24 protein-coding genes and 1 tRNA gene are annotated in these 17,945 nt (G+C 29.9%); 15 read left to right on the top strand and 10 right to left on the bottom strand.

Annotation, left to right across the window (positions count from 1 at the left end):
* Positions 1-167: transposase (locus L1S49_RS20755; RefSeq protein ID WP_238907243.1), on the top strand; the 167-nt coding region annotated here is incomplete at its 5' end.
* Positions 168-330: 163 nt separating this feature from the next.
* Here L1S49_RS20755 and L1S49_RS20750 read toward each other — a convergent pair.
* The 5 genes from L1S49_RS20750 to L1S49_RS20730 are packed head-to-tail and all read right to left on the bottom strand — an operon-like array spanning position 331 to position 4,811.
* On the bottom strand, positions 331-1,035 hold the full coding sequence (locus L1S49_RS20750) for an ABC transporter ATP-binding protein (protein ID WP_021802831.1): 705 nt from the start codon (positions 1,033-1,035) through the stop codon (positions 331-333).
* 1 nt (position 1,036) lies between these two features.
* Positions 1,037-1,795, bottom strand: coding sequence for an ABC transporter ATP-binding protein (locus tag L1S49_RS20745; RefSeq protein ID WP_073017737.1), 759 nt, complete (start codon positions 1,793-1,795; stop codon positions 1,037-1,039).
* Between the two features lie 3 nt (positions 1,796-1,798).
* A complete protein-coding gene (locus tag L1S49_RS20740) occupies positions 1,799-2,755 on the bottom strand; it encodes a branched-chain amino acid ABC transporter permease (RefSeq protein ID WP_238907241.1) in 957 nt (318 codons plus the stop codon).
* 9 nt (positions 2,756-2,764) lie between these two features.
* Positions 2,765-3,640 carry a branched-chain amino acid ABC transporter permease gene (locus L1S49_RS20735; RefSeq protein WP_073017732.1) on the bottom strand — a complete coding sequence of 292 codons (876 nt, stop codon included), beginning with the start codon at positions 3,638-3,640 and terminating at the stop codon, positions 2,765-2,767.
* 31 nt (positions 3,641-3,671) lie between these two features.
* Complete coding sequence (locus L1S49_RS20730; RefSeq protein WP_238907240.1) at positions 3,672-4,811, bottom strand: ABC transporter substrate-binding protein; 1,140 nt, start codon at positions 4,809-4,811, stop codon at positions 3,672-3,674.
* A gap of 243 nt (positions 4,812-5,054) precedes the next feature.
* Between L1S49_RS20730 and L1S49_RS20725 the strand changes: the two genes are divergently transcribed.
* A complete protein-coding gene (locus tag L1S49_RS20725; RefSeq protein WP_073017729.1) occupies positions 5,055-5,288 on the top strand; it encodes a phage holin in 234 nt (77 codons plus the stop codon).
* A gap of 38 nt (positions 5,289-5,326) precedes the next feature.
* Here L1S49_RS20725 and L1S49_RS20720 read toward each other — a convergent pair whose 3' ends face one another.
* Positions 5,327-6,154 (bottom strand): PHP domain-containing protein, encoded by an 828-nt coding sequence (locus L1S49_RS20720; RefSeq protein ID WP_238907239.1) that lies wholly within the window; start codon positions 6,152-6,154, stop codon positions 5,327-5,329.
* A gap of 122 nt (positions 6,155-6,276) precedes the next feature.
* Between L1S49_RS20720 and L1S49_RS20715 the strand changes: the two genes are divergently transcribed.
* The 7 genes from L1S49_RS20715 to folK are packed head-to-tail and all read left to right on the top strand — an operon-like array spanning position 6,277 to position 11,660.
* Positions 6,277-6,876, top strand: coding sequence for an aminodeoxychorismate/anthranilate synthase component II (locus tag L1S49_RS20715; protein ID WP_238907238.1), 600 nt, complete (start codon positions 6,277-6,279; stop codon positions 6,874-6,876).
* Positions 6,860-8,218, top strand: a complete 1,359-nt coding sequence (gene pabB, locus L1S49_RS20710; RefSeq protein ID WP_238907237.1) for an aminodeoxychorismate synthase component I — start codon at positions 6,860-6,862, stop codon at positions 8,216-8,218. The genes L1S49_RS20715 and pabB overlap by 17 nt, the downstream gene beginning before the upstream one ends.
* Positions 8,219-8,980: an aminotransferase class IV gene (locus L1S49_RS20705; protein WP_238907236.1), complete on the top strand. Its 762-nt coding sequence runs from the start codon at positions 8,219-8,221 to the stop codon at positions 8,978-8,980.
* A 3-nt stretch (positions 8,981-8,983) separates the two neighbouring features.
* A complete protein-coding gene (gene folE, locus L1S49_RS20700) occupies positions 8,984-9,538 on the top strand; it encodes a GTP cyclohydrolase I FolE (RefSeq protein WP_207722198.1) in 555 nt (184 codons plus the stop codon).
* Positions 9,531-10,007, top strand: coding sequence for an HD domain-containing protein (locus L1S49_RS20695; RefSeq protein ID WP_238907235.1), 477 nt, complete (start codon positions 9,531-9,533; stop codon positions 10,005-10,007). The genes folE and L1S49_RS20695 overlap by 8 nt, the downstream gene beginning before the upstream one ends.
* A gap of 11 nt (positions 10,008-10,018) precedes the next feature.
* A complete protein-coding gene (gene folP / locus L1S49_RS20690) occupies positions 10,019-10,831 on the top strand; it encodes a dihydropteroate synthase (protein WP_238907234.1) in 813 nt (270 codons plus the stop codon).
* 4 nt (positions 10,832-10,835) lie between these two features.
* Entirely contained in the window at positions 10,836-11,660 is an 825-nt protein-coding gene (gene folK, locus L1S49_RS20685; protein ID WP_238907242.1) for a 2-amino-4-hydroxy-6-hydroxymethyldihydropteridine diphosphokinase, read from the top strand.
* Between the two features lie 23 nt (positions 11,661-11,683).
* Here folK and L1S49_RS20680 read toward each other — a convergent pair whose 3' ends face one another.
* Positions 11,684-12,184, bottom strand: coding sequence for a DUF4883 family protein (locus L1S49_RS20680; protein WP_238907233.1), 501 nt, complete (start codon positions 12,182-12,184; stop codon positions 11,684-11,686).
* A gap of 114 nt (positions 12,185-12,298) precedes the next feature.
* Between L1S49_RS20680 and L1S49_RS20675 the strand changes: the two genes are divergently transcribed.
* Positions 12,299-12,739 (top strand): hypothetical protein, encoded by a 441-nt coding sequence (locus L1S49_RS20675; RefSeq protein WP_238907232.1) that lies wholly within the window; start codon positions 12,299-12,301, stop codon positions 12,737-12,739.
* Positions 12,740-12,781: 42 nt separating this feature from the next.
* On the opposite strand, the gene L1S49_RS20670 is transcribed toward L1S49_RS20675, so the two are convergent.
* Positions 12,782-13,231 carry a hypothetical protein gene (locus L1S49_RS20670; protein WP_238907231.1) on the bottom strand — a complete coding sequence of 150 codons (450 nt, stop codon included), beginning with the start codon at positions 13,229-13,231 and terminating at the stop codon, positions 12,782-12,784.
* A 127-nt stretch (positions 13,232-13,358) separates the two neighbouring features.
* On the opposite strand from L1S49_RS20670, the gene L1S49_RS20665 reads away from it, so the two are divergent.
* From L1S49_RS20665 to L1S49_RS20655, 3 genes are all read left to right on the top strand, one after another.
* The gene (locus L1S49_RS20665; RefSeq protein ID WP_238907230.1) at positions 13,359-14,369 is read left to right on the top strand and encodes a pyruvate kinase; all 1,011 of its coding nucleotides are present in this window, start codon (positions 13,359-13,361) and stop codon (positions 14,367-14,369) included.
* Positions 14,370-14,458: 89 nt separating this feature from the next.
* Positions 14,459-15,082, top strand: coding sequence for a hypothetical protein (locus L1S49_RS20660; protein WP_238907229.1), 624 nt, complete (start codon positions 14,459-14,461; stop codon positions 15,080-15,082).
* A gap of 58 nt (positions 15,083-15,140) precedes the next feature.
* Positions 15,141-15,226, top strand: a tRNA-Leu gene (locus tag L1S49_RS20655).
* Between the two features lie 104 nt (positions 15,227-15,330).
* On the opposite strand, the gene L1S49_RS20650 is transcribed toward L1S49_RS20655, so the two are convergent.
* Positions 15,331-16,509, bottom strand: a complete 1,179-nt coding sequence (locus tag L1S49_RS20650; protein WP_238907228.1) for a site-specific integrase — start codon at positions 16,507-16,509, stop codon at positions 15,331-15,333.
* 69 nt (positions 16,510-16,578) lie between these two features.
* Entirely contained in the window at positions 16,579-17,157 is a 579-nt protein-coding gene (locus tag L1S49_RS20645; RefSeq protein ID WP_238907227.1) for a helix-turn-helix transcriptional regulator, read from the bottom strand.
* 130 nt (positions 17,158-17,287) lie between these two features.
* Between L1S49_RS20645 and L1S49_RS20640 the strand changes: the two genes are divergently transcribed.
* Together L1S49_RS20640 and L1S49_RS20635 are read left to right on the top strand one after the other, a co-directional pair.
* Positions 17,288-17,494, top strand: a complete 207-nt coding sequence (locus tag L1S49_RS20640) for a helix-turn-helix transcriptional regulator (RefSeq protein ID WP_181602852.1) — start codon at positions 17,288-17,290, stop codon at positions 17,492-17,494.
* Positions 17,495-17,567: 73 nt separating this feature from the next.
* Complete coding sequence (locus L1S49_RS20635; protein ID WP_238907226.1) at positions 17,568-17,804, top strand: helix-turn-helix domain-containing protein; 237 nt, start codon at positions 17,568-17,570, stop codon at positions 17,802-17,804.
* Positions 17,805-17,945: the final 141 nt, after the last annotated feature.

Raw genomic sequence — 17,945 nt, 5'->3', positions numbered from 1 at the left:
TTCTAAAAAGCAACTATGAATTTAAGAGGTTTTTAACACGAGGGAAAAATAGTGTAAAAACTGAATTTATTTTACTTTGTTTTGGCTACAACATTAACAAATTGCATTCACAAATACAAAATGAAAGAACCCAAAATCATCTTCATGAATTAAAACCTACTGCCTAAGTATAGAACTAAATAAGTAGGTTTATTTAAGTACGTTAAAAATTCAGAAATCTCCAGAAAATTGGTTTGGCATCTCAATTCTCTGGAGATTTATTTGTTTTAACCGAGAAGGAGCACCGCTCCTGATTAAAAATTAATCATTTTGCGACACTCCCTTTTAAATTTATTCTCCTAAATATGCACTTCTTATCTTATCATCATTTAGTAGCTCTTTAGCATTTCCTTCAAGAACTATTGAGCCAGTTTCAAGAACGTAAGCTCTATCAGCTATTGAAAGTGCCATGTGAGCATTCTGCTCAACTAACAAAACAGTAGTACCAGCTTTGTTTATTTCCACAATGGTATCAAAAATCCCCTTAACAACTATAGGTGCTAGACCCATAGAAGGTTCATCTAGAAGTACCATTTCAGGTTTAGACATTAAAGCTCTTCCCATGGCTAACATTTGTTGTTCTCCACCTGAGAGTGTACCAGCTTTTTGTTTCATTCTTTCTTTTAATCTTGGGAATCTGGTAAAAACAGTTTCCATATCAGAATTAATTCCCTTTTTATCTTTTCTAAGATAAGCACCTAGTTCTAGATTTTCTAAAACAGTAAGGTCAGGAAAAATCTTTCTTCCTTCAGGTACATGTGATAAACCTAAAGAAAGAATCTTGTGAGATGGTATAGTTTTTAAAGAAGTATCTTTAAAACTTATATCTCCTGATTTAAAAGGAACTAAGCCTGAGATGGCTCTTAGGGTTGATGTTTTACCAGCTCCATTAGCTCCTATTAGAGTAACTATTTCCCCTTTATTAACCTTTAAAGAAAGATCTTTTAAAGCATGAATTCCACCGTAATATACATTAAGACTATCTATTTTAAGCATTTTAAGCCCCCTCTCCAAGGTACGCTTCAATAACTTTAGGATTAGTTTTAATTTCCTCTGGTGTACCTTCTGCAATTTTTCTTCCGTAATCTAAAACAACTATTTTTTCACAGATACCCATAACTAATTTCATATCATGTTCAATTAGTAATACAGATAACTCAAATTTATTTTTAATCCAATTAATCATATTCATTAACTCTTGAGTTTCTTGAGGGTTCATACCAGCTGCTGGCTCATCTAATAATATTAGTTTTGGCTCAGCGGCTAGTGCCCTAGCAATCTCAAGACGTCTTTGCTCACCATAGGAAAGATTTTTTGAAAGCTCATAAGCTTTACTCTCTAAACCAAAGTGAGAAAGAATTTCAAGGGATTTTTCTTCAATTTCACGTTCTTCTTTTGTAAATCTAGGTGTTCTAATCATTGCATCAAAAATTGTATATTTAACTCTATAGTTAAAACTTATTTTGATGTTATCTAAAACAGTGAGATTAGAAAAAAGTCTTATATTTTGAAAAGTTCTTGAAATTTTCTTTTTTGTAATGTTATAAGGTTTAGAACCTTGGATTTCTTCACCAAAATAAGAGATGGAACCTTCAGTAGGTGAATAAACTCCAGTAAGCATATTAAATACAGTTGTTTTACCAGCTCCATTTGGTCCTATTAAACCAACGACTTGTTTTTCACCTATATTTAAATCAAAATCCGAAACAGCTTTTAATCCTCCGAATTGTATAGATAAATTATCAACTTTTAACATGGTTTATTCCTCCTTCCCTTTTTGAGGTGATAGTTTTTTGAAAATATTAAATGATATTTCCTTTGTTCCAAGTAAACCTTCAGGTCTAAATATCATAAGTGCAATAAGTGCTACTGGATAGATGATATTTTTAAAATCCTGTAGAGATCTTAAAGCTTCTGGTAATGCTGTTAAGATAAATGTTGCTATAACAGAACCAGATAATGAACCCATTCCACCAAAAACTACAAAAGTTAAAATTTCAATTGATTTCATAAAGGTAAATGATTGTGGTTGAATGAAAGTGTAGTAGTGAGCATAAAGACCACCAGCAACACCAGCTATAAATGCAGCTATAATAAATGCTAATAGCTTATATTTAAAAGTATTAATTCCCATAGCTTCAGCAGCTATTTCATTTTCTCTAACAGAAATCATTGCTCTTCCAGGAGAAGAGTGAATTATATTATAAATAACAAGTACGGATAAAACCATTATGATGAATGCCCAAGTGAAGTTAGTATTTCTAGGAATACCACTTAATCCTCTAGCACCACCTATTAAATCAGTATTTGTAATTATACCTTTTATTATTTCTCCAAAAGCTAGGGTAGTTATGGCAAAATAGTCTCCTTTAAGCTTAAGTGTAGGAACACCTACTATTAATGCTAGAGCAGAAGCCAGTAAACCACCTAAAACTAAAACCAAAATAAAAGGTAAATGATAGGTTTTAGATAAATAAGCTGATAAATAAGCTCCTATAGCCATAAAACCTGCATGTCCAAGTGCTAATTGACCTGTGAAACCAACTACTAAGTTTAGAGAAACTGCTAATATAATATTTATAAAAGCTAAAACTAAGATACCACTATAATAAGAATTTATAACTTTTCCATTGATAAGTGTTGAAAGTACTAGGTAAACAGCTACAATAACAGCAAATGTTATTAAAGATTTAAACATTGATTTATTATTTTTCATATATTTCACCTACACTTTCTCGTTAGTTTTCTCTCCAAGTAAACCAGTTGGTTTAACAAGAAGGATGATTATTAGCAGCGAAAATGCTACGACATCTGATAATGATGTTGAGATGTATGCTTTAGTTAAAGTTTCTATAGATCCCATAAGTATTCCACCAAGAAGTGCTCCAGGTATGCTTCCTATTCCACCAAGTACGGCAGCTACGAAAGCTTTAAGACCAGGCATCATTCCCATATAAGGATCTATTGTTGGATATGTAATTGCAACCAATACACCAGCAATTCCAGCTAAAGCTGAACCAATAGCAAAAGTTAAGGATATTACTGTATTAACATTAATACCCATCAATGACGCAGCCTCCATATCTTGGGAGGCTGCTCTCATTGCTTTACCAACTTTTGTTTTATAGATAATGTATTGAAGAAGTAGAACAAGAATTGCGGATACACCTAGCATTAACAAAATTTTTCCGTTTATGTGTAGGGGACCTATATCTACAGTTCCTACAGGGAATAAATCTGGAAATGGTTTAGGATTTGGACCTACTAAAAATCTCATTCCGTGTTCTAGGAGCAATGACATACCGATTGCTGTTATTAAAAGTGCTATTCTTGGCGAATTTCTAAGTGGTTTGTACGCAATTTTTTCAATTATAACACCTAAAAGTGCTGCTGCTACCATAGAGACAACTAATGTTGGCACTAAGGATAAACCTAAGTTTGCTGACGCATAAAATCCAGCAAAAGCCCCAATCATATAAATATCCCCATGTGCAAAGTTTATAAGTTTTATAATTCCATATACCATTGTGTAACCAATAGCAAGTAGAGCATACACGCTACCTAAAGCTAAGCCGTTAATTATCTGTTGTAAAAGCTCCATTATTCTACTCCTCCATTTTAAGTATTAAATATTAAGGATTAACCTTATCAACTAGTTCTTTTTTATCTCCATTTACTTTTATTATTGAAGCTCCTTTAACAGCAGATCTATCAGAACCAAAAGTTATATTACCAGTTACTCCATCAAGTTTAGTTTTTGCTAAAGCATCTTTTATAGCAACTGGATCAGTTCCAGCAGATTTTATAGCTTCAACTATAACCTTAGTTGAATCATAAGCTAAAGCTGCAAAAGCATCAGGTTCAGCATTATATTTTTCTTTGTAAGCTTTAACGAAATCAGCTACTGTAGCATCAGTATCACCTGAATAGTAGTGGTTTAAGTATAAAGCTCCGTTAACAGCTGTTCCACCTAACTTAGTTAATTCTTCTGATTCCCAACCATCGCCACCTAGAAGTTGAGAGTTTATTGCCATGTCTCTAGCTTGTTTAGCTATAGTACCAACTTGAGTATAGTAGTCAGGTAAAACTAAAAGATCTGAATTTGTTCCTTTGATTTTTGTTAATTGAGCGTTAAAGTCTTTATCGCCTTCATTATAAGTAAGGAATTCTGTAACTTTACCACCTTTGCTTTCAAATTCTTTTTTGAATGCATCAGCTATTCCTTTTGAGTAATCTGAATCCTTGTTATATAATACAGCAGCAGTTTTTTTGCTTAATTTAGAAGTAGCATAGTCTGCTAAAGCAACTCCTTGGAATGAGTCAACAAAACATCCTCTAAATACAAACTCACCACCATTTTTTGTTATATTAGGTTCTGTAGCTGTTGGTGTTAACATTGGAATTGATCTTGATGTAGCTTGAGGTGCTACTGCGTTAGTTGCCCCAGAAGTTACTGCCCCTAATATTACAGGGACCTTGTCATTGTCTACAAGTTTATTGAAAGCTTGTATAGCTTTATCTGCATTAGCTTCATCATCTTCAAATAGAAGACTTAATTTCTTTCCGTCGATTCCTCCATCAGCATTTACTTGTTCTAAGTACAATTCAGCACCATTTTTTACTGATTGACCATAAGTTGAAGCAGGTCCTGTTAATGGTCCTATAGCTCCTATGTTGATTGTGTCGCTGCTAGCTGAACTCTTGGAACAACCAGCTAATACTGATCCCATTACAGCTGTAGCCATTAAAGCTGATAATATTTTCTTTTTCATAAAGTGTGCCCCCTTAAAATATAAAAGTAATTAATAATTTATCAAATTTATTACTTTGAAGTAATTAAATAGTTAAAGATTCTAAAAAATCTTTAGTGATATAGTAACATAGAGTAGATGAAATTACAATATATGAATTTTAAATATTTTCATTAAATAATTAAAGAAAACACGAAAAATGTAAAAATATGTTTCAACATCTGGTGATTATGTGAATAAACTAATGTTGAGGAGTGATGATAAATGAATGATAGTTCAAGGTTCAAGAATTATGCACTATGGATATCTGTTTTTTCACTTATTCCATTGATATTAGAGGCTTTTGGTCTAAATATAATCCCTAAGAATTATAATGAAATAGTTACTGCTGTTTTGTCAGTATTAGTAATGGCAGGAATCATTAATAATCCAAGTACTGAGAGTAAATGGTATCTAGATGATGAAAAGAAAAATGAGAATTCTGTAGAGGAAAAATAACTAAAAGAAGAGGACAGTCTTAGACTGCCCTCTTTTGCTTACCTATATGCACTTAGAAACCTTTCTAATAATTCTTCAGGTATTTCTGTAATTCCTAAATCTCCATGTCGATCATCTCCAGCTAAATCACCGTGAAAATCGCCACCAGCAGAGACTAATAGATTTTTTTCTCTGCATAATTTTAATAATCTTTTTGTATCATTTTTTTTATTTTGGAAATATATAGCTTCCAACCCATCAAAATTAAAACTTAAAAAGTCCTTTATTGGAGTTTTTCTTATTAAAATAGGATGAGCAAGAAAAACTAAAGCATTATATTTTTTTAATAAAGCTATACCTTCTTCTACACTAACTTGTTTATTTTCAACATAAGCAGGACTGTCTTTTGAAATAAATTTATCAAAAATCTCAGCTTTAGTATAAGGGTAGCCATTGTCTATTATTGCCTCTGCAATATGAGGTCTAGCGATAACCCCTTTTCCTCTTTTTAAAACATCTTCATAGGATATTTCGATATTAAAATAGGTTTTTAGATTATTAACTATTTTTTCTCCTCTAGTTCTTCTATGTTCTTTTAAACCAAATAAAAAATCCTGAAGTTCCTTAGACTTATAGCTATCATCTCTAAAAAAACCTAACATATGAATAGATTCATTATTGTGAATAGTAGAAAGCTCAATACCTGGAATAAAATCTATAGAAAATTCTTTAGATGCGGCAATTGCTTCTTCTAATCCAGCTGTAGTATCATGGTCTGTAAGTGCCATAAGAGTACTACCTTTTTCTTTAGCTCTTTTAACTAAATCCCTTGGAGACAACCTTCCATCTGATGCTTTAGAATGAGTATGTAGATCAACTTTTACCATAACAATCTCCTTTCAGTTTAGAAAATATATTAATCCTATTGTAATATTATTTTTAGAAAAAACCAATTCTTCTGTAAAACTAATCTTCTTGCTATAATATAAGAATGACCAAGGAGGTATATATGTTTTTAATAATAGATAATTATGATTCTTTTACATTTAATTTGTCTAGGTATATAGAGGAACTAGATGAAGAAGTTAAAGTATATAGATGTAATCACATAACTGTAGATGAAATAAGGCACATTAATCCTTTAGGAATAATAATTTCACCAGGTCCTAAATCTCCTAAGGAAGCCAAAGAATCTTTGAAGATAATAAATGAGTTCAAAAAAGATATACCTATACTGGGAGTATGTTTAGGTCATCAATGTGTAGGAGAAGTTTTTGGTGGAAAAATTGTTAAAGGCACTGAACCTGTACATGGGAAAATATCTAAAGTAACTCATAAAGAAAAGGGGATATTTAAAGGAATAAAAAATCCTATAAATGTAACTAGATATCACTCATTAATCATAGATAAAGAAACTATTCCAAAGGAGCTTTATGTTACTGCAATCACTGATGACGGAGTTATAATGGGAATAGAACATAGAGATTATCCTATATATGGGGTTCAATTTCATCCAGAGGCAGAATTAACAGAGTGTGGACATTTACTTTTAAAAAACTTTATAAATATTTGTAGAGAAAGGATAAAGCTTAATGGAGGTATTAATTAAGGAAATAGAAACTTCTTTAAATATCGCAGAAATATATGCACATTTTAATAGTAGAAATAATATAATGTTAGATTCCTCTAAAGAAGATAAAGAATTATCAAAGTTTTCATTTATTGGAGTAAATCCCTTTTTAATATTTAAATGGTTTGGAGAATTTGGAGAAATAATTAAAGATGAAGAAATAGAAAAATTTGAATCCGATCCTTTAGAAAAATTAAGAGAATTAACTGAAGCTTATAAGATAGAAATAGATAACAAAATTCCTTTAGTTTCAGGGACAATAGGATATATTTCTTATGATTATGGAAAAAGAATTGAAGGGATAGAGGGAGTAAGTAAAAAAAATATAGAAATTCCTGAAATTTATTTTGTTTTTTATGATAATATAATAGTCAAAGATTTGAGTAATAATAAAACATTTGTAACTTCTAGAGGGATTTTAAAAGATAGAAAAATTAGTATAAAGGAAATAGAAGATAAAATACATAATATAACTAAAACTAAAGATGAGAAATTTAATTTTCATACAAATAAATTCACCTCTAATTTTTATAAAGAAGACTATTTAAAAGCTATCAGTAGGATGAAAGATTATATAGTTGATGGACATATTTATATAGCAAATATGACTCAAAACTTTTGCTGTGAAAACAGTGAAGATTCTTTTTATACATATAGAAAATTAAGAGACATTAATCCAGCTCCTTTTTCAGCATATATGAACCTTGATGGATTTGAAGTAATATCATCTTCCCCAGAAAGATTTCTAAAGCTAAATAGAGGTAAGGTTGAAACAAAACCCATAAAGGGAACTAGAAAAAGAGGGAAAACCTTAGAAGAAGATGAAAAAAACAGGAGAGAACTTGAAAATTCAGAGAAAGATAAAGCTGAACTTTTAATGATTGTAGATTTAGAAAGAAATGATTTAAGTAAGGTGTGTAAACCTCATTCAGTTAAGGTTGAGGAATTATTTAAAATAGAGGAATATTCCACTGTTTTTCATTTAGTATCCAAAATAGTTGGAGAACTAAGAGAGAAGGAAGATATTTTTTCATTACTAAAGGCAACATTTCCAGGAGGTTCTATTACAGGAGCACCTAAGCTTAGAGCAATGGAAATAATTTATGAACTAGAAAAGCTAGAGAGAGGCTTATATACAGGCAGTATAGGATATATTGACTTTAGAGGAAATAGCGATTTTAATATTGTAATAAGAACTATAATAAAACAAAAGGATAAAGCTTATTTTGGAGTAGGTGGAGGGATAACCTACGACTCTTTAGAGGAGTCAGAATATGAGGAGACTTTAGATAAAGGAAAGGCTCTAATGAGGGTATTATAAATGGATTGGATAAAGGTTTATAAAGGTGAATCTAAGATAGATATAGATGAAGGAATATTTTTTGGAAAAGGTGTATTTGAAACAATATTGATACTTGAAAAGCCAGTTATGCTAAAAGAACATCTAAAAAGATTAAATACTTCTCTAAAAAAATTATCTATAGATAAAGAGATTAATTATAATGAAGTAGTAGACATAATTGAAAAAGATAATATAAAAAATAAGGCTCTAAAGATAACAATTACTCCTAAAAATAATATAATTTCTTTAAGGGATATACCCTATAAAAAAGAGGATTATGATAAAGGTTTTTCCTTAGGCATATCAGAGATAGAAAAGGACTCTAATGCTTTTTTAACCTCAATTAAATCTACCTGTTATTATGAAAACATACATATAAGAGATGAGGGCTTAAAAAAGGGATTTAATGAAATGCTTCTTATAAATAGTAAAGGAAAAATCACAGAAGGAACTTTGAGTAATATATTTTTTATAAAAGAAGAAAAAATCTTCACACCATCTCTTTCTTGTGGATTATTAGATGGGATTATGAGACAATGGTTAATAAATAATTATGATGTTCAAGAGGGAGAGTTTAGAGCTCAGGATTTATTACTTGCAGAAGAAGTTTTTATAACTAACTCTTTAGTAGGAGTAATGTGGATAAACAGAATTAAAGATAATAAACTTTATAAGGGAAAAATAACAAACAATATAATAGAAAGATATAAAACATTTTTGAAAGAAAATGGAGGGGCATAAATGATTGATAAAAACAAAATAGAAGAAGCTGTTAGGATGATGTTAGAGGCTATAGGAGAAGATCCTGATAGAGAGGGACTTAAAGAAACACCATTAAGAATAGCTAAGATGTATGAAGAAATATTTGATGGAATAGGTAAAACAGCTAAAGAGCATTTAGAAAAGACTTTTACAGTAGAAAGAGATGATTTAGTAATAGAGAAGGATATAACTTACTATTCTATGTGTGAGCATCATCTAGTTCCCTTCTTTGGAAAAGCTCATATAGCTTATATACCAAATGGTAAGGTTGCTGGATTATCTAAACTTGCAAGATGTGTAGAAATCTATTCTAAAAAACCACAACTACAAGAAAGGCTGACAGCAGAAGTTTGTGATGCACTTATGGAGTATTTAAAACCAAAGGGAGTTATGGTTTTGGTTGAGGGTGAACACATGTGTATGACTATGAGAGGTGTTAAAAAGCCAGGTACAAAGACAATAACCTATAGTTATAGAGGTGTTTTTGAAGAAGATGCAGAGCTTAGACGAGAAGTTAGAGAACTTATTAATGGATAGAGTTAATGAGATTTTAAATAATCCTATATATAAAGAGAATTTAACTAAGATTAAAGCTTTAGAAAAAGACAGGATTTTTTGTAAGCATGACTTAGAACATTTTATTAATGTGGCAAGGATATGTTACATAATTAATTTAGAGCGAAATTTAGGATTTTCTAAAGAAATAATATATACTATTGCACTTTTGCATGACATAGGAAGAGGGGAGCAATATGAAAATGGAACCCCTCATGAAATAGCTTCTTATGAGATAGCTAAAGCGATAATTAAAGATATTCACTTTAGCTTAGAGGAGCATAGGTTAATAGAAGATGGAATTATAGGTCATAGAAAAAATGAAAAAGCATCTATTATAGGTAAGCTTATGTATGAAGGTGATAAAGTTTCTAGAGAATGTTATAACTGTCCTTCTAAATCTCTATGTAACTGGAAAGAAGAAAAGAAGAATTTAAAGATTAAGTACTAGGAGTGAAATTAATGAAAATAGGTACTAAAGAATTTAACTTAGGTGAAAGAACTTTCATAATGGGGATATTGAATGTTACTCCAGATTCTTTTTCTGATGGAGGAAAGTTTAATACCTTAGCTAAAGCCTTAGAGCAGGTAGATAAGCTTGTAGAAGAGGGAGTAGACATAATCGACATAGGAGGAGAGTCTACTAGACCTGGATTTTTATACGTTGAAGAAGATGATGAGATAGCTAGAGTAGTACCTGTTATAAAAGCAATAAAAGAAAAATATGATATAGCTATATCTATAGATACATATAAGTCAAAAGTTGCAGAAGAAGCTGTTAAAGCAGGAGCAGATTTAATTAATGATGTTTGGGGATTTAAAAAAGACTTAAATATGGCTAAGGTTGCTGCTAAATACAATGTGCCATGTTGTCTTATGCACAATAAAAGTGAAAAAGAATATGAACATTTAATAAAAGACATGCACCATGAACTTCAAGAAAGTATAAATATTGCTTTAGAGGCTGGAGTTAAAAAAGAAAATATAATTTTAGATCCAGGTATAGGTTTTGGAAAAACCTATGAGCATAATATAGAAGTTATGCACAATTTAGAGAGGTTTTTAGATTTAGGATATCCTATGCTTTTAGCTACTTCAAGAAAATCAATGATAGGCTTAACCTTAGATTTACCTACAGAAGAACGAGTTGAAGGTACTATAGCAACTACTGTAGTTGGGATTATGAAGGGTTATGATTTTGTAAGAGTCCATGATGTAAAAGAAAATAAAAGAGCAGCACAAATGACTGATGTTATTATTAGAAGAAAAAGGTGAGTACATGGATAAGATTTATATAAAAGATTTAGAGGTATTTGCATACCATGGAGTTTTTAAAGAGGAAAAAAAACTAGGACAGAAATTTTTAATATCTATTGAATTAGGATTAGATTTAAAAATCCCAGGAAAAACTGGAGATTTAGATACATCTGTACATTATGGAGAACTTTCTCATAAAGTAGAAGAGGAATTTAAAAAAGTAAGCTATGATTTAATAGAGACAGCTTGCAATAAGACTTGTGAATTTATACTATTAGAATATCCTATAGTAAAAGAAGCTAAGGTTTCAATAAAAAAACCTTGGGCACCTATACATAGGAGCTTAGATACTGTAAGTGTAGAAATAAATAGGGTAAGAAGAAAAGCAATAATTGCATTAGGTTCAAATCTAGGTGATAAAAAAGACAATTTAGATAATGCAATTAAACAAATAGAAAAAAATGATTTTTGCAAGATAACTAAAACTTCAAGTTATATAGTAACAGAGCCTTGGGGGTATACAGACCAGGAAGAGTTCTTAAATGGAGCAATAGAAATAGAAACTATATTATCTCCAAGGGAACTTATGGAGCTACTTTTGGATATAGAAAAGGGATTAAAAAGAGAGAGAATTCTTAGATGGGGACCTAGAAGTATAGACTTAGATATTATATTTATGGATGATATTATATCTAATGACGAGTATATTATATTACCTCATCCTAGAATGCATTTAAGAGAGTTTGTACTAGAACCTATAAATGAAATAAGTCCGTATTTTTTACATCCCCTAAAAAACAAAAGAGTTTTTGAACTGTTAGAGGATTTGAAAAAACAGGAAAGTTAAAAAGGTAGCTTTAGGGCTACCTTTTAGTTTTTCTTTGAAGTATTGCTATTATTTTTATCTAATATATAGTTACAGAAAGTAGTAAGTTTATTTCCAAGAGGAATAGATTCCTCTTTTAATACATCTTCCTTAAATACTCCATCCCAAGGAGCTATAGATACATACTGATCTTGGAATACTTTGATTTGATACTTAGTATTATCTATTGTAACGTAAACTCTAAATAGGCATTTTTTACTGCTATCAATTGCTTCTTCAGTAAAATTATCGTCTTTTATGGATTTAAGAAAAGACTTAAAAGATTTCTTATCTTCGTCATCTACCGGCATTTGTTTGTAATAATTTGAATCAAAGACAACTAAAGAAAAATCTTCAGAGCTATTTAAAGCATTATTTAATTCTTGAGTATAATAATCATTTGAGGGCTTAGATTTTAAGTTTATGTATTGAGAACTATTAAAACTACAGCCTGACAAAAAGAATAAACATATAAATAAAAATGTAACATAAAAAATCTTTCTCATATGAACTCCTTTTAGTGTACTTTATTATAATTTATTAATATATGTAACTTCTTAGAACCTTTTTACATTAAATACATAATATATTAATAAAGTGAATTATGGAGGAATCCATATATGAAGTATGGCTTGGATATTAAATCAGACTTTTTAAGAGAAAAAATTGAAAAAGCTTTAAGGGATGAAGGACATACAATTATATCTATGGATAAGCTTGAATACTACAATAAAGGAGATTTGTTAGTTAAAAAGGTACTGTTAGCTAATCAAACAAGAGTAGACTTCTATATTAAATTAGATATAAGTGAAGATGTAGAGAATAGATTGATTTTTTATGGAGATAGAAGTGTTAAATCTCTAGAATTATATGAAAGTTTACATGAAGAAAAAGAACTTTTTAATAGTGAAGATATAAAATATATTGAAGGTCTTAATTATTATCTTATAAAAAATATTAAGGGAAGTGTTGTATTTTTAGATATACACCTTAAAGAATTAGAACCTCAAAAAATAGCAGATTATGTTATTAAGACACTGCTGTCATTAAAGGACAGTTGATGTATAAAAGTCCGTAGTGAGCCTACGGACTTAGGATTAAGATTAGCAAATATCGTTTTTTTTAGATTTTGATAAATAGTTTTTGTCTTCGACATCACTTAAGGCTTTAGACATTGAGGTTAGAAATCCGACTGAAGCAAACAATAGATTTTTAAATTCACCTATAGGAGCAGAATTTAAGCTGGTGAAAGTGAACTCACTAATAATTAATATTAATGTTGTAATTAAGGCTACAAAACCAGCAACATAAATTCTAAATCTCCTGCTACCAATACTTTCTATAACTGAGTTGTTGCTTTGACCAAAGATATATCCAAAAATTGATAACATTATCGAGCGAATAGCTTCATCCGAAGAATTGTTTATATTTTTAACAGAGAAAGTTGTTATTATCATATAAGATAAACTAGCGAAGCAAATCACCGTCAAAAATTTAGTTGATAAACATAAAGAGTTCCAAACTCTTCTAAGATCTCTAATAGTTTTAAGCATAAAATCACCCTCTTAATGAATATAATATGTACAAGTACCAATTATGTTAAGAAATTGTGCATTAAATTTGTAATAATTTTATTTATATAAGTATAGGATTAAATGAAGCACTTTTTAAGGAGATTATATGGATATAATTATAACTTTAGGACCAAAAACCTTGGATGGGACTAGCATTAAAGATATTAAAAGTTATGGTGCTACTGCAGTTAGATATAATTTCTCGCACTTTGACGAGGAACTGTTTAATCAGAATATTAAAGAAATAAAGGAAGGTAACATAGATTTAAAGCTTATAGGAGACATACAAGGTAGCAAAATAAGGGTATGGAGAGGTTTAGAAGCTCCTATGAAATTAAAAGAAGGAGATCAAGTTAGATTTTGCTCACATGAGGTTTACGAAGATAATTTTAAAGATAAGGATAAATTAATACCTCTAAATCTTAACTTAAATATGTTTAAAAAAATAAAATCAAAAGAAATTAGTTTAAAAGATGGAAGTATAATAATAAAAGTTCTAAAAATTCAAGAAGAATATGTAATTGGACAAGTAGTTAAAGGTGGATTAGTAAGAGGAGAAAAAAGCTGTAATATAAAAGGTTATATAAGAGAAAAAGGTGCATTAAATAATAAAGATAAAAAGGATATAGAGTACTGTATAGAAAATGAATTTGATACAATTGCCTTTTCATATATTGAAGATAAAGAAAGCCTTATAAAATATAAAAATTATATAAATAAAATGGCTATCGAGTTATCCAAAAAAACTCCTAAAATTTTCGCTAAAATTGAGACTATTAAAGGTGTAAAGAATATAAAAGAGATTAGTGAAGAATCAGATGGAATCATAATAGGGAGAGGAGATTTGGTACCAGAGATAGGCATAGAAAATATCCCTATTGCACAAAGGATAATAATAAATTGTTGTAAGAATAAAGAATTAATAATAGCTACACATGTGTTTAATTCCATATCAACAGGAATAGGCATATCACCAGCTGAGGTTAATGATATATATTGGTTTATTAAAAGTGGTGTAAGTGGATTTATGCTTGCAAAAGAAACCACAATATCATCAAATCCTAGAAACGCCATAGAAAGCTTAAATAAGTTGATGAAAAAATATATTAAAGAATAGAAAAACAATTTAATTTCCTTCATATTTAATTCAATAATTGGTATAATTTAATAAATTGTACGTAAAAATTTGATGAATTTGGAGGAAATATGCACAAGAAAAAACTTTTAATAATTATATATGCTTTGGTTATAGTAGCAACAATTTTTGGAGGCTACAAATATTTTGATAAATCAACAAAGGTAGATAAAGATAGTGTGTTAGGAACTACATCTAAAATGGAAGATGATGAAAAAAGTAGTTCAGAAGATGAAGATAAGTTAGAAGAAGTAAAAGAGGTTAAGGAAGCTAAGATAGAGGATACAGTCGAAGAAAAGAAAGAGGAACCAAAAGATAATACAAATTCAAATCAAAATAATACATCAACTACTAGCAATAATAACTCTAATAAAAGCTCTAGCACTAATGTAAATAAGAATAACACCTCTAATAATGGTGGCAGTAATGGTAGTGGGAATAGTAGTAATACTAATGGCGGATCTAGTTCCACAGAGGAAAATCAAACCGATGGTACTGAAACAGGAAATTCAGACAATCCTACAAATGAAGAAACTCCACCAAGTACTGATCCCAAAAATGATGATAATAAGGAACCTGAGGTTAAACCACCAGTTGAAGAACCAAAAAACGAACCTCAAGATGGAGGAAATGAAAATAATAATGGGGTAGATAATAATCAAAACAATTCACAGACACCTCCAGCTACTTCATAATTGGAAAATTATGTTCTTGCATTGGTAAAAAATCTGTGATAATATGTTAAAGTAACTTGCCGATGTGGCGGAATGGCAGACGCAGTGGACTCAAAATCCACCGGTGGCAACACCGTGCCGGTTCGACCCCGGCCATCGGCACCAAACATTTTTAGAAATGGCTCTATTACTTGGTTTAAGTACCTTGTAATGGGGCTTTTTTGGTACCTTTGTTACAATATTTGTTACAACTGAAAATAAAAAATATATCACAGAAACATTTCATTGATTTTTTCGTATTCTTTTAAGTTTTTATCTTTATTTACTTCGGCATATATATTCATGGTAATAGAGATGTCAGTATGACCAGCCCAATCCATTACAGTTTTAATATTTATATCTTTGCTTATACAATTAGTTATAAATATATGTCTTAGACTATGGAAATGTAGGTCAGAATCTATTCCAGCTTTTTTTAGAGCTGACTTTAATCTTCTATTAGGTTGTTTATCATCTAAGTAATCTCCATTCTCTTTACAGAAAATCAAATTGTTATCAAAATACATTTCTCCGTATTTCAACTTTTTCTCTTTATTTTTAGTTATATAATTTTTTAGAATTGGAATTAGTGAAGCTGGGAAAGGAACTTCTCTTATACTTTTTTTAGTTTTAGGGATTGTGACTTTATTTTCATATATTCTTTTATTATCTTTGGTGTAAGCACCGTTCCAGCAATGTTTTACAGACTTATTTATTTTAATAATTCTATTATCAAAGTCTATATCGTTAACAGTTAAGGCTAATATTTCGCCTAATCTCATTCCACATGTTAAACCTAGTAATATGACTCCTTCTAAAGCATCACCTTTTATAATATTTACTAGCTTTTTTTGTTGTTCTTCTGAGATATAGTCTTTCTTTTCATCAACTACACTATGGTTTTTGGGGTATATAATACTGGTTACAGGATTAATTTTAACTTTACTTATAGAAACTGCATATTTAAAGCAATTTCCTATGGCTCTATTTAAGTTTCTAACCTGACTAAGTGTATGAGTCTCCAAAAGCTTATTAGTGACCTTCTGAAGATATAAAGGGTCTATATCGATTAATTTTGCATTATAGAGCTTTTTATTATTCTTGATGTAATTTCTATATATTCCTTCCAATCTATCAAAAGTACTATCTTTAAACTCTACTTTCTTTATATTCCATAACCAGTCGTAGAAGAAACTTCCCAAAGTAGAGTTATCACTATTTGCTGCTACAGTTTCTAAATATGCCTTATATTTAGATTTAGCTTCGGCTTGAGTTTTACCATAAAAGGATTTTCTTTTAGCATCACCTGTTAATGGATCATATCCATCTGATATTGTTATACACCAATATTTAATACCATTTCTTACTACCCATCTTGAAGAACCTTCTCCATTAGAACGTTTGCTCATTTTAACCACCTTTCTTTACGTTTTAACTCAGAATACATTAATATTATTTCCTTAATAAGCCATTAATATTTATGAATTGGTATTATCTATTTTACTTATTTCATCAGCTAAATTACTTGTTAGAGTATTAAATTTTTCAAAATTATCTTTAGTCAATTGAGGCTCTAAATGTATCTCTAAAATAGATCTATACAAATCATGAATAACTTGCAAGACCTCAGTGTTTTGAGTTTTTACATATTCGTTAATAGTTAAAAAACATGTATCTATGATGTTAGAAACCAATTTAGAAACATCTGGAGTTACGGTTTCAGTTAATTCCAGTAGGTACTTCATATCTTGCAGCATTAGATTGCTGCTATATGACTTAAATTTACTTTTACCTAATAGATAATCAAATTGAATTCCAAGCACACTGGCAAGGGCGTATAAGATATCTAATTCAGGTTCCCTCTTCCCATTTTCATATCTACTAATAGAAACTCTTGAAACTTTATACTCAGAAATGTTTTTAATATTTTGATTTATTAATGTGTCATTTTCTAATTCAGAATTCAATCTATTATTAACTAGATCAGCAAGCTGCTGTTGGGTTAGATTATTATTAATTCGTTCCGATTTAAGTATTTCAGAGAATTTTGATTGCATTTTATATTCACCTCAAAGATATAATATCATACAAAGTACCGAAATGGAACAAAAAAATATGGAAAGTATTGACAAGTTCCAAAATGGTACAATATAATTAAAGTACCATGATGGTACAAGGGGGTATGAAATGAAATTTGATATTAATAAAATCAATATTATTAGAATAACCCAAGGGTTATCTATAACTCAATTAGCAGAAAAATCACAATTATCTAAGGCAACAATATCAAGAATATTAGGGGAAAAGACAAATGCTAGAGCCAATAATATAGGGAAAATTGCTAAAGCTCTAGATGTCGGAATTGAGCAAATAACAGTTAGTGATGAATCATAAGAAACATTTAGTGAAAGGTTTATGATAAATATTTAACAATAACATAGTGGTTAATTAGGAAGGGGGATGGAGGTTGAATATTAAGAGTTTAGAACAACAACCAATTACTGTACAAGAGTATAGAGAAAGATTAAAAAAGAAAACTTGCAATATCCAGGAACTATCGGAGATTTTAGGGGTATCAAAAGATAAAGCTAGAAGACTAACTCACATCGAAGGATTTCCTAAAATAAAAATAGGTAGAGATATAAGAATAATATTAGGGAAATTAGACGGTTTTTTAGAAGAGCATATTGGGGAGATATTGTAAGTTAAAAATTTATTCAAAGGTAGGCGAAGTTTGGTATGAATATTAAAATTCTACAAGCTTATATAAAAAGGTGTTCAAATATGAACATTATTCCTAGCTGGAGAGGATTACGAAATTTTAAGTGGTTCTATTTTTAAAAGT

The sequence above is a fragment of the Clostridium sp. YIM B02506 genome (assembly GCF_022324845.1).
GTDB lineage: Bacteria > Bacillota > Clostridia > Clostridiales > Clostridiaceae > Clostridium_T > Clostridium_T intestinale.
This window is presented reverse-complemented; position numbering and strand designations above follow the sequence as displayed.

Coding starts and splice junctions, on each gene's coding strand:
- L1S49_RS20695 (WP_238907235.1), top strand. CDS start 9,531: ATGGATAGAGTTAATGAGATTTTAAATAATCCTATATATAAAGAGAAT.
- L1S49_RS20750 (WP_021802831.1), bottom strand. CDS start 1,035: ATGCTTAAAATAGATAGTCTTAATGTATATTACGGTGGAATTCATGCT.
- L1S49_RS20730 (WP_238907240.1), bottom strand. CDS start 4,811: ATGAAAAAGAAAATATTATCAGCTTTAATGGCTACAGCTGTAATGGGA.
- L1S49_RS20720 (WP_238907239.1), bottom strand. CDS start 6,154: ATGGTAAAAGTTGATCTACATACTCATTCTAAAGCATCAGATGGAAGG.
- L1S49_RS20745 (WP_073017737.1), bottom strand. CDS start 1,795: ATGTTAAAAGTTGATAATTTATCTATACAATTCGGAGGATTAAAAGCT.
- L1S49_RS20645 (WP_238907227.1), bottom strand. CDS start 17,157: ATGCAATCAAAATTCTCTGAAATACTTAAATCGGAACGAATTAATAAT.
- L1S49_RS20680 (WP_238907233.1), bottom strand. CDS start 12,184: ATGAGAAAGATTTTTTATGTTACATTTTTATTTATATGTTTATTCTTT.
- L1S49_RS20650 (WP_238907228.1), bottom strand. CDS start 16,509: ATGAGCAAACGTTCTAATGGAGAAGGTTCTTCAAGATGGGTAGTAAGA.
- L1S49_RS20665 (WP_238907230.1), top strand. CDS start 13,359: ATGGATATAATTATAACTTTAGGACCAAAAACCTTGGATGGGACTAGC.
- L1S49_RS20735 (WP_073017732.1), bottom strand. CDS start 3,640: ATGGAGCTTTTACAACAGATAATTAACGGCTTAGCTTTAGGTAGCGTG.
- L1S49_RS20660 (WP_238907229.1), top strand. CDS start 14,459: ATGCACAAGAAAAAACTTTTAATAATTATATATGCTTTGGTTATAGTA.
- L1S49_RS20725 (WP_073017729.1), top strand. CDS start 5,055: ATGAATGATAGTTCAAGGTTCAAGAATTATGCACTATGGATATCTGTT.
- folP (WP_238907234.1), top strand. CDS start 10,019: ATGAAAATAGGTACTAAAGAATTTAACTTAGGTGAAAGAACTTTCATA.
- folK (WP_238907242.1), top strand. CDS start 10,836: ATGGATAAGATTTATATAAAAGATTTAGAGGTATTTGCATACCATGGA.
- pabB (WP_238907237.1), top strand. CDS start 6,860: ATGGAGGTATTAATTAAGGAAATAGAAACTTCTTTAAATATCGCAGAA.
- L1S49_RS20715 (WP_238907238.1), top strand. CDS start 6,277: ATGTTTTTAATAATAGATAATTATGATTCTTTTACATTTAATTTGTCT.
- L1S49_RS20670 (WP_238907231.1), bottom strand. CDS start 13,231: ATGCTTAAAACTATTAGAGATCTTAGAAGAGTTTGGAACTCTTTATGT.
- L1S49_RS20675 (WP_238907232.1), top strand. CDS start 12,299: ATGAAGTATGGCTTGGATATTAAATCAGACTTTTTAAGAGAAAAAATT.
- L1S49_RS20705 (WP_238907236.1), top strand. CDS start 8,219: ATGGATTGGATAAAGGTTTATAAAGGTGAATCTAAGATAGATATAGAT.
- L1S49_RS20640 (WP_181602852.1), top strand. CDS start 17,288: ATGAAATTTGATATTAATAAAATCAATATTATTAGAATAACCCAAGGG.
- L1S49_RS20740 (WP_238907241.1), bottom strand. CDS start 2,755: ATGAAAAATAATAAATCAATGTTTAAATCTTTAATAACATTTGCTGTT.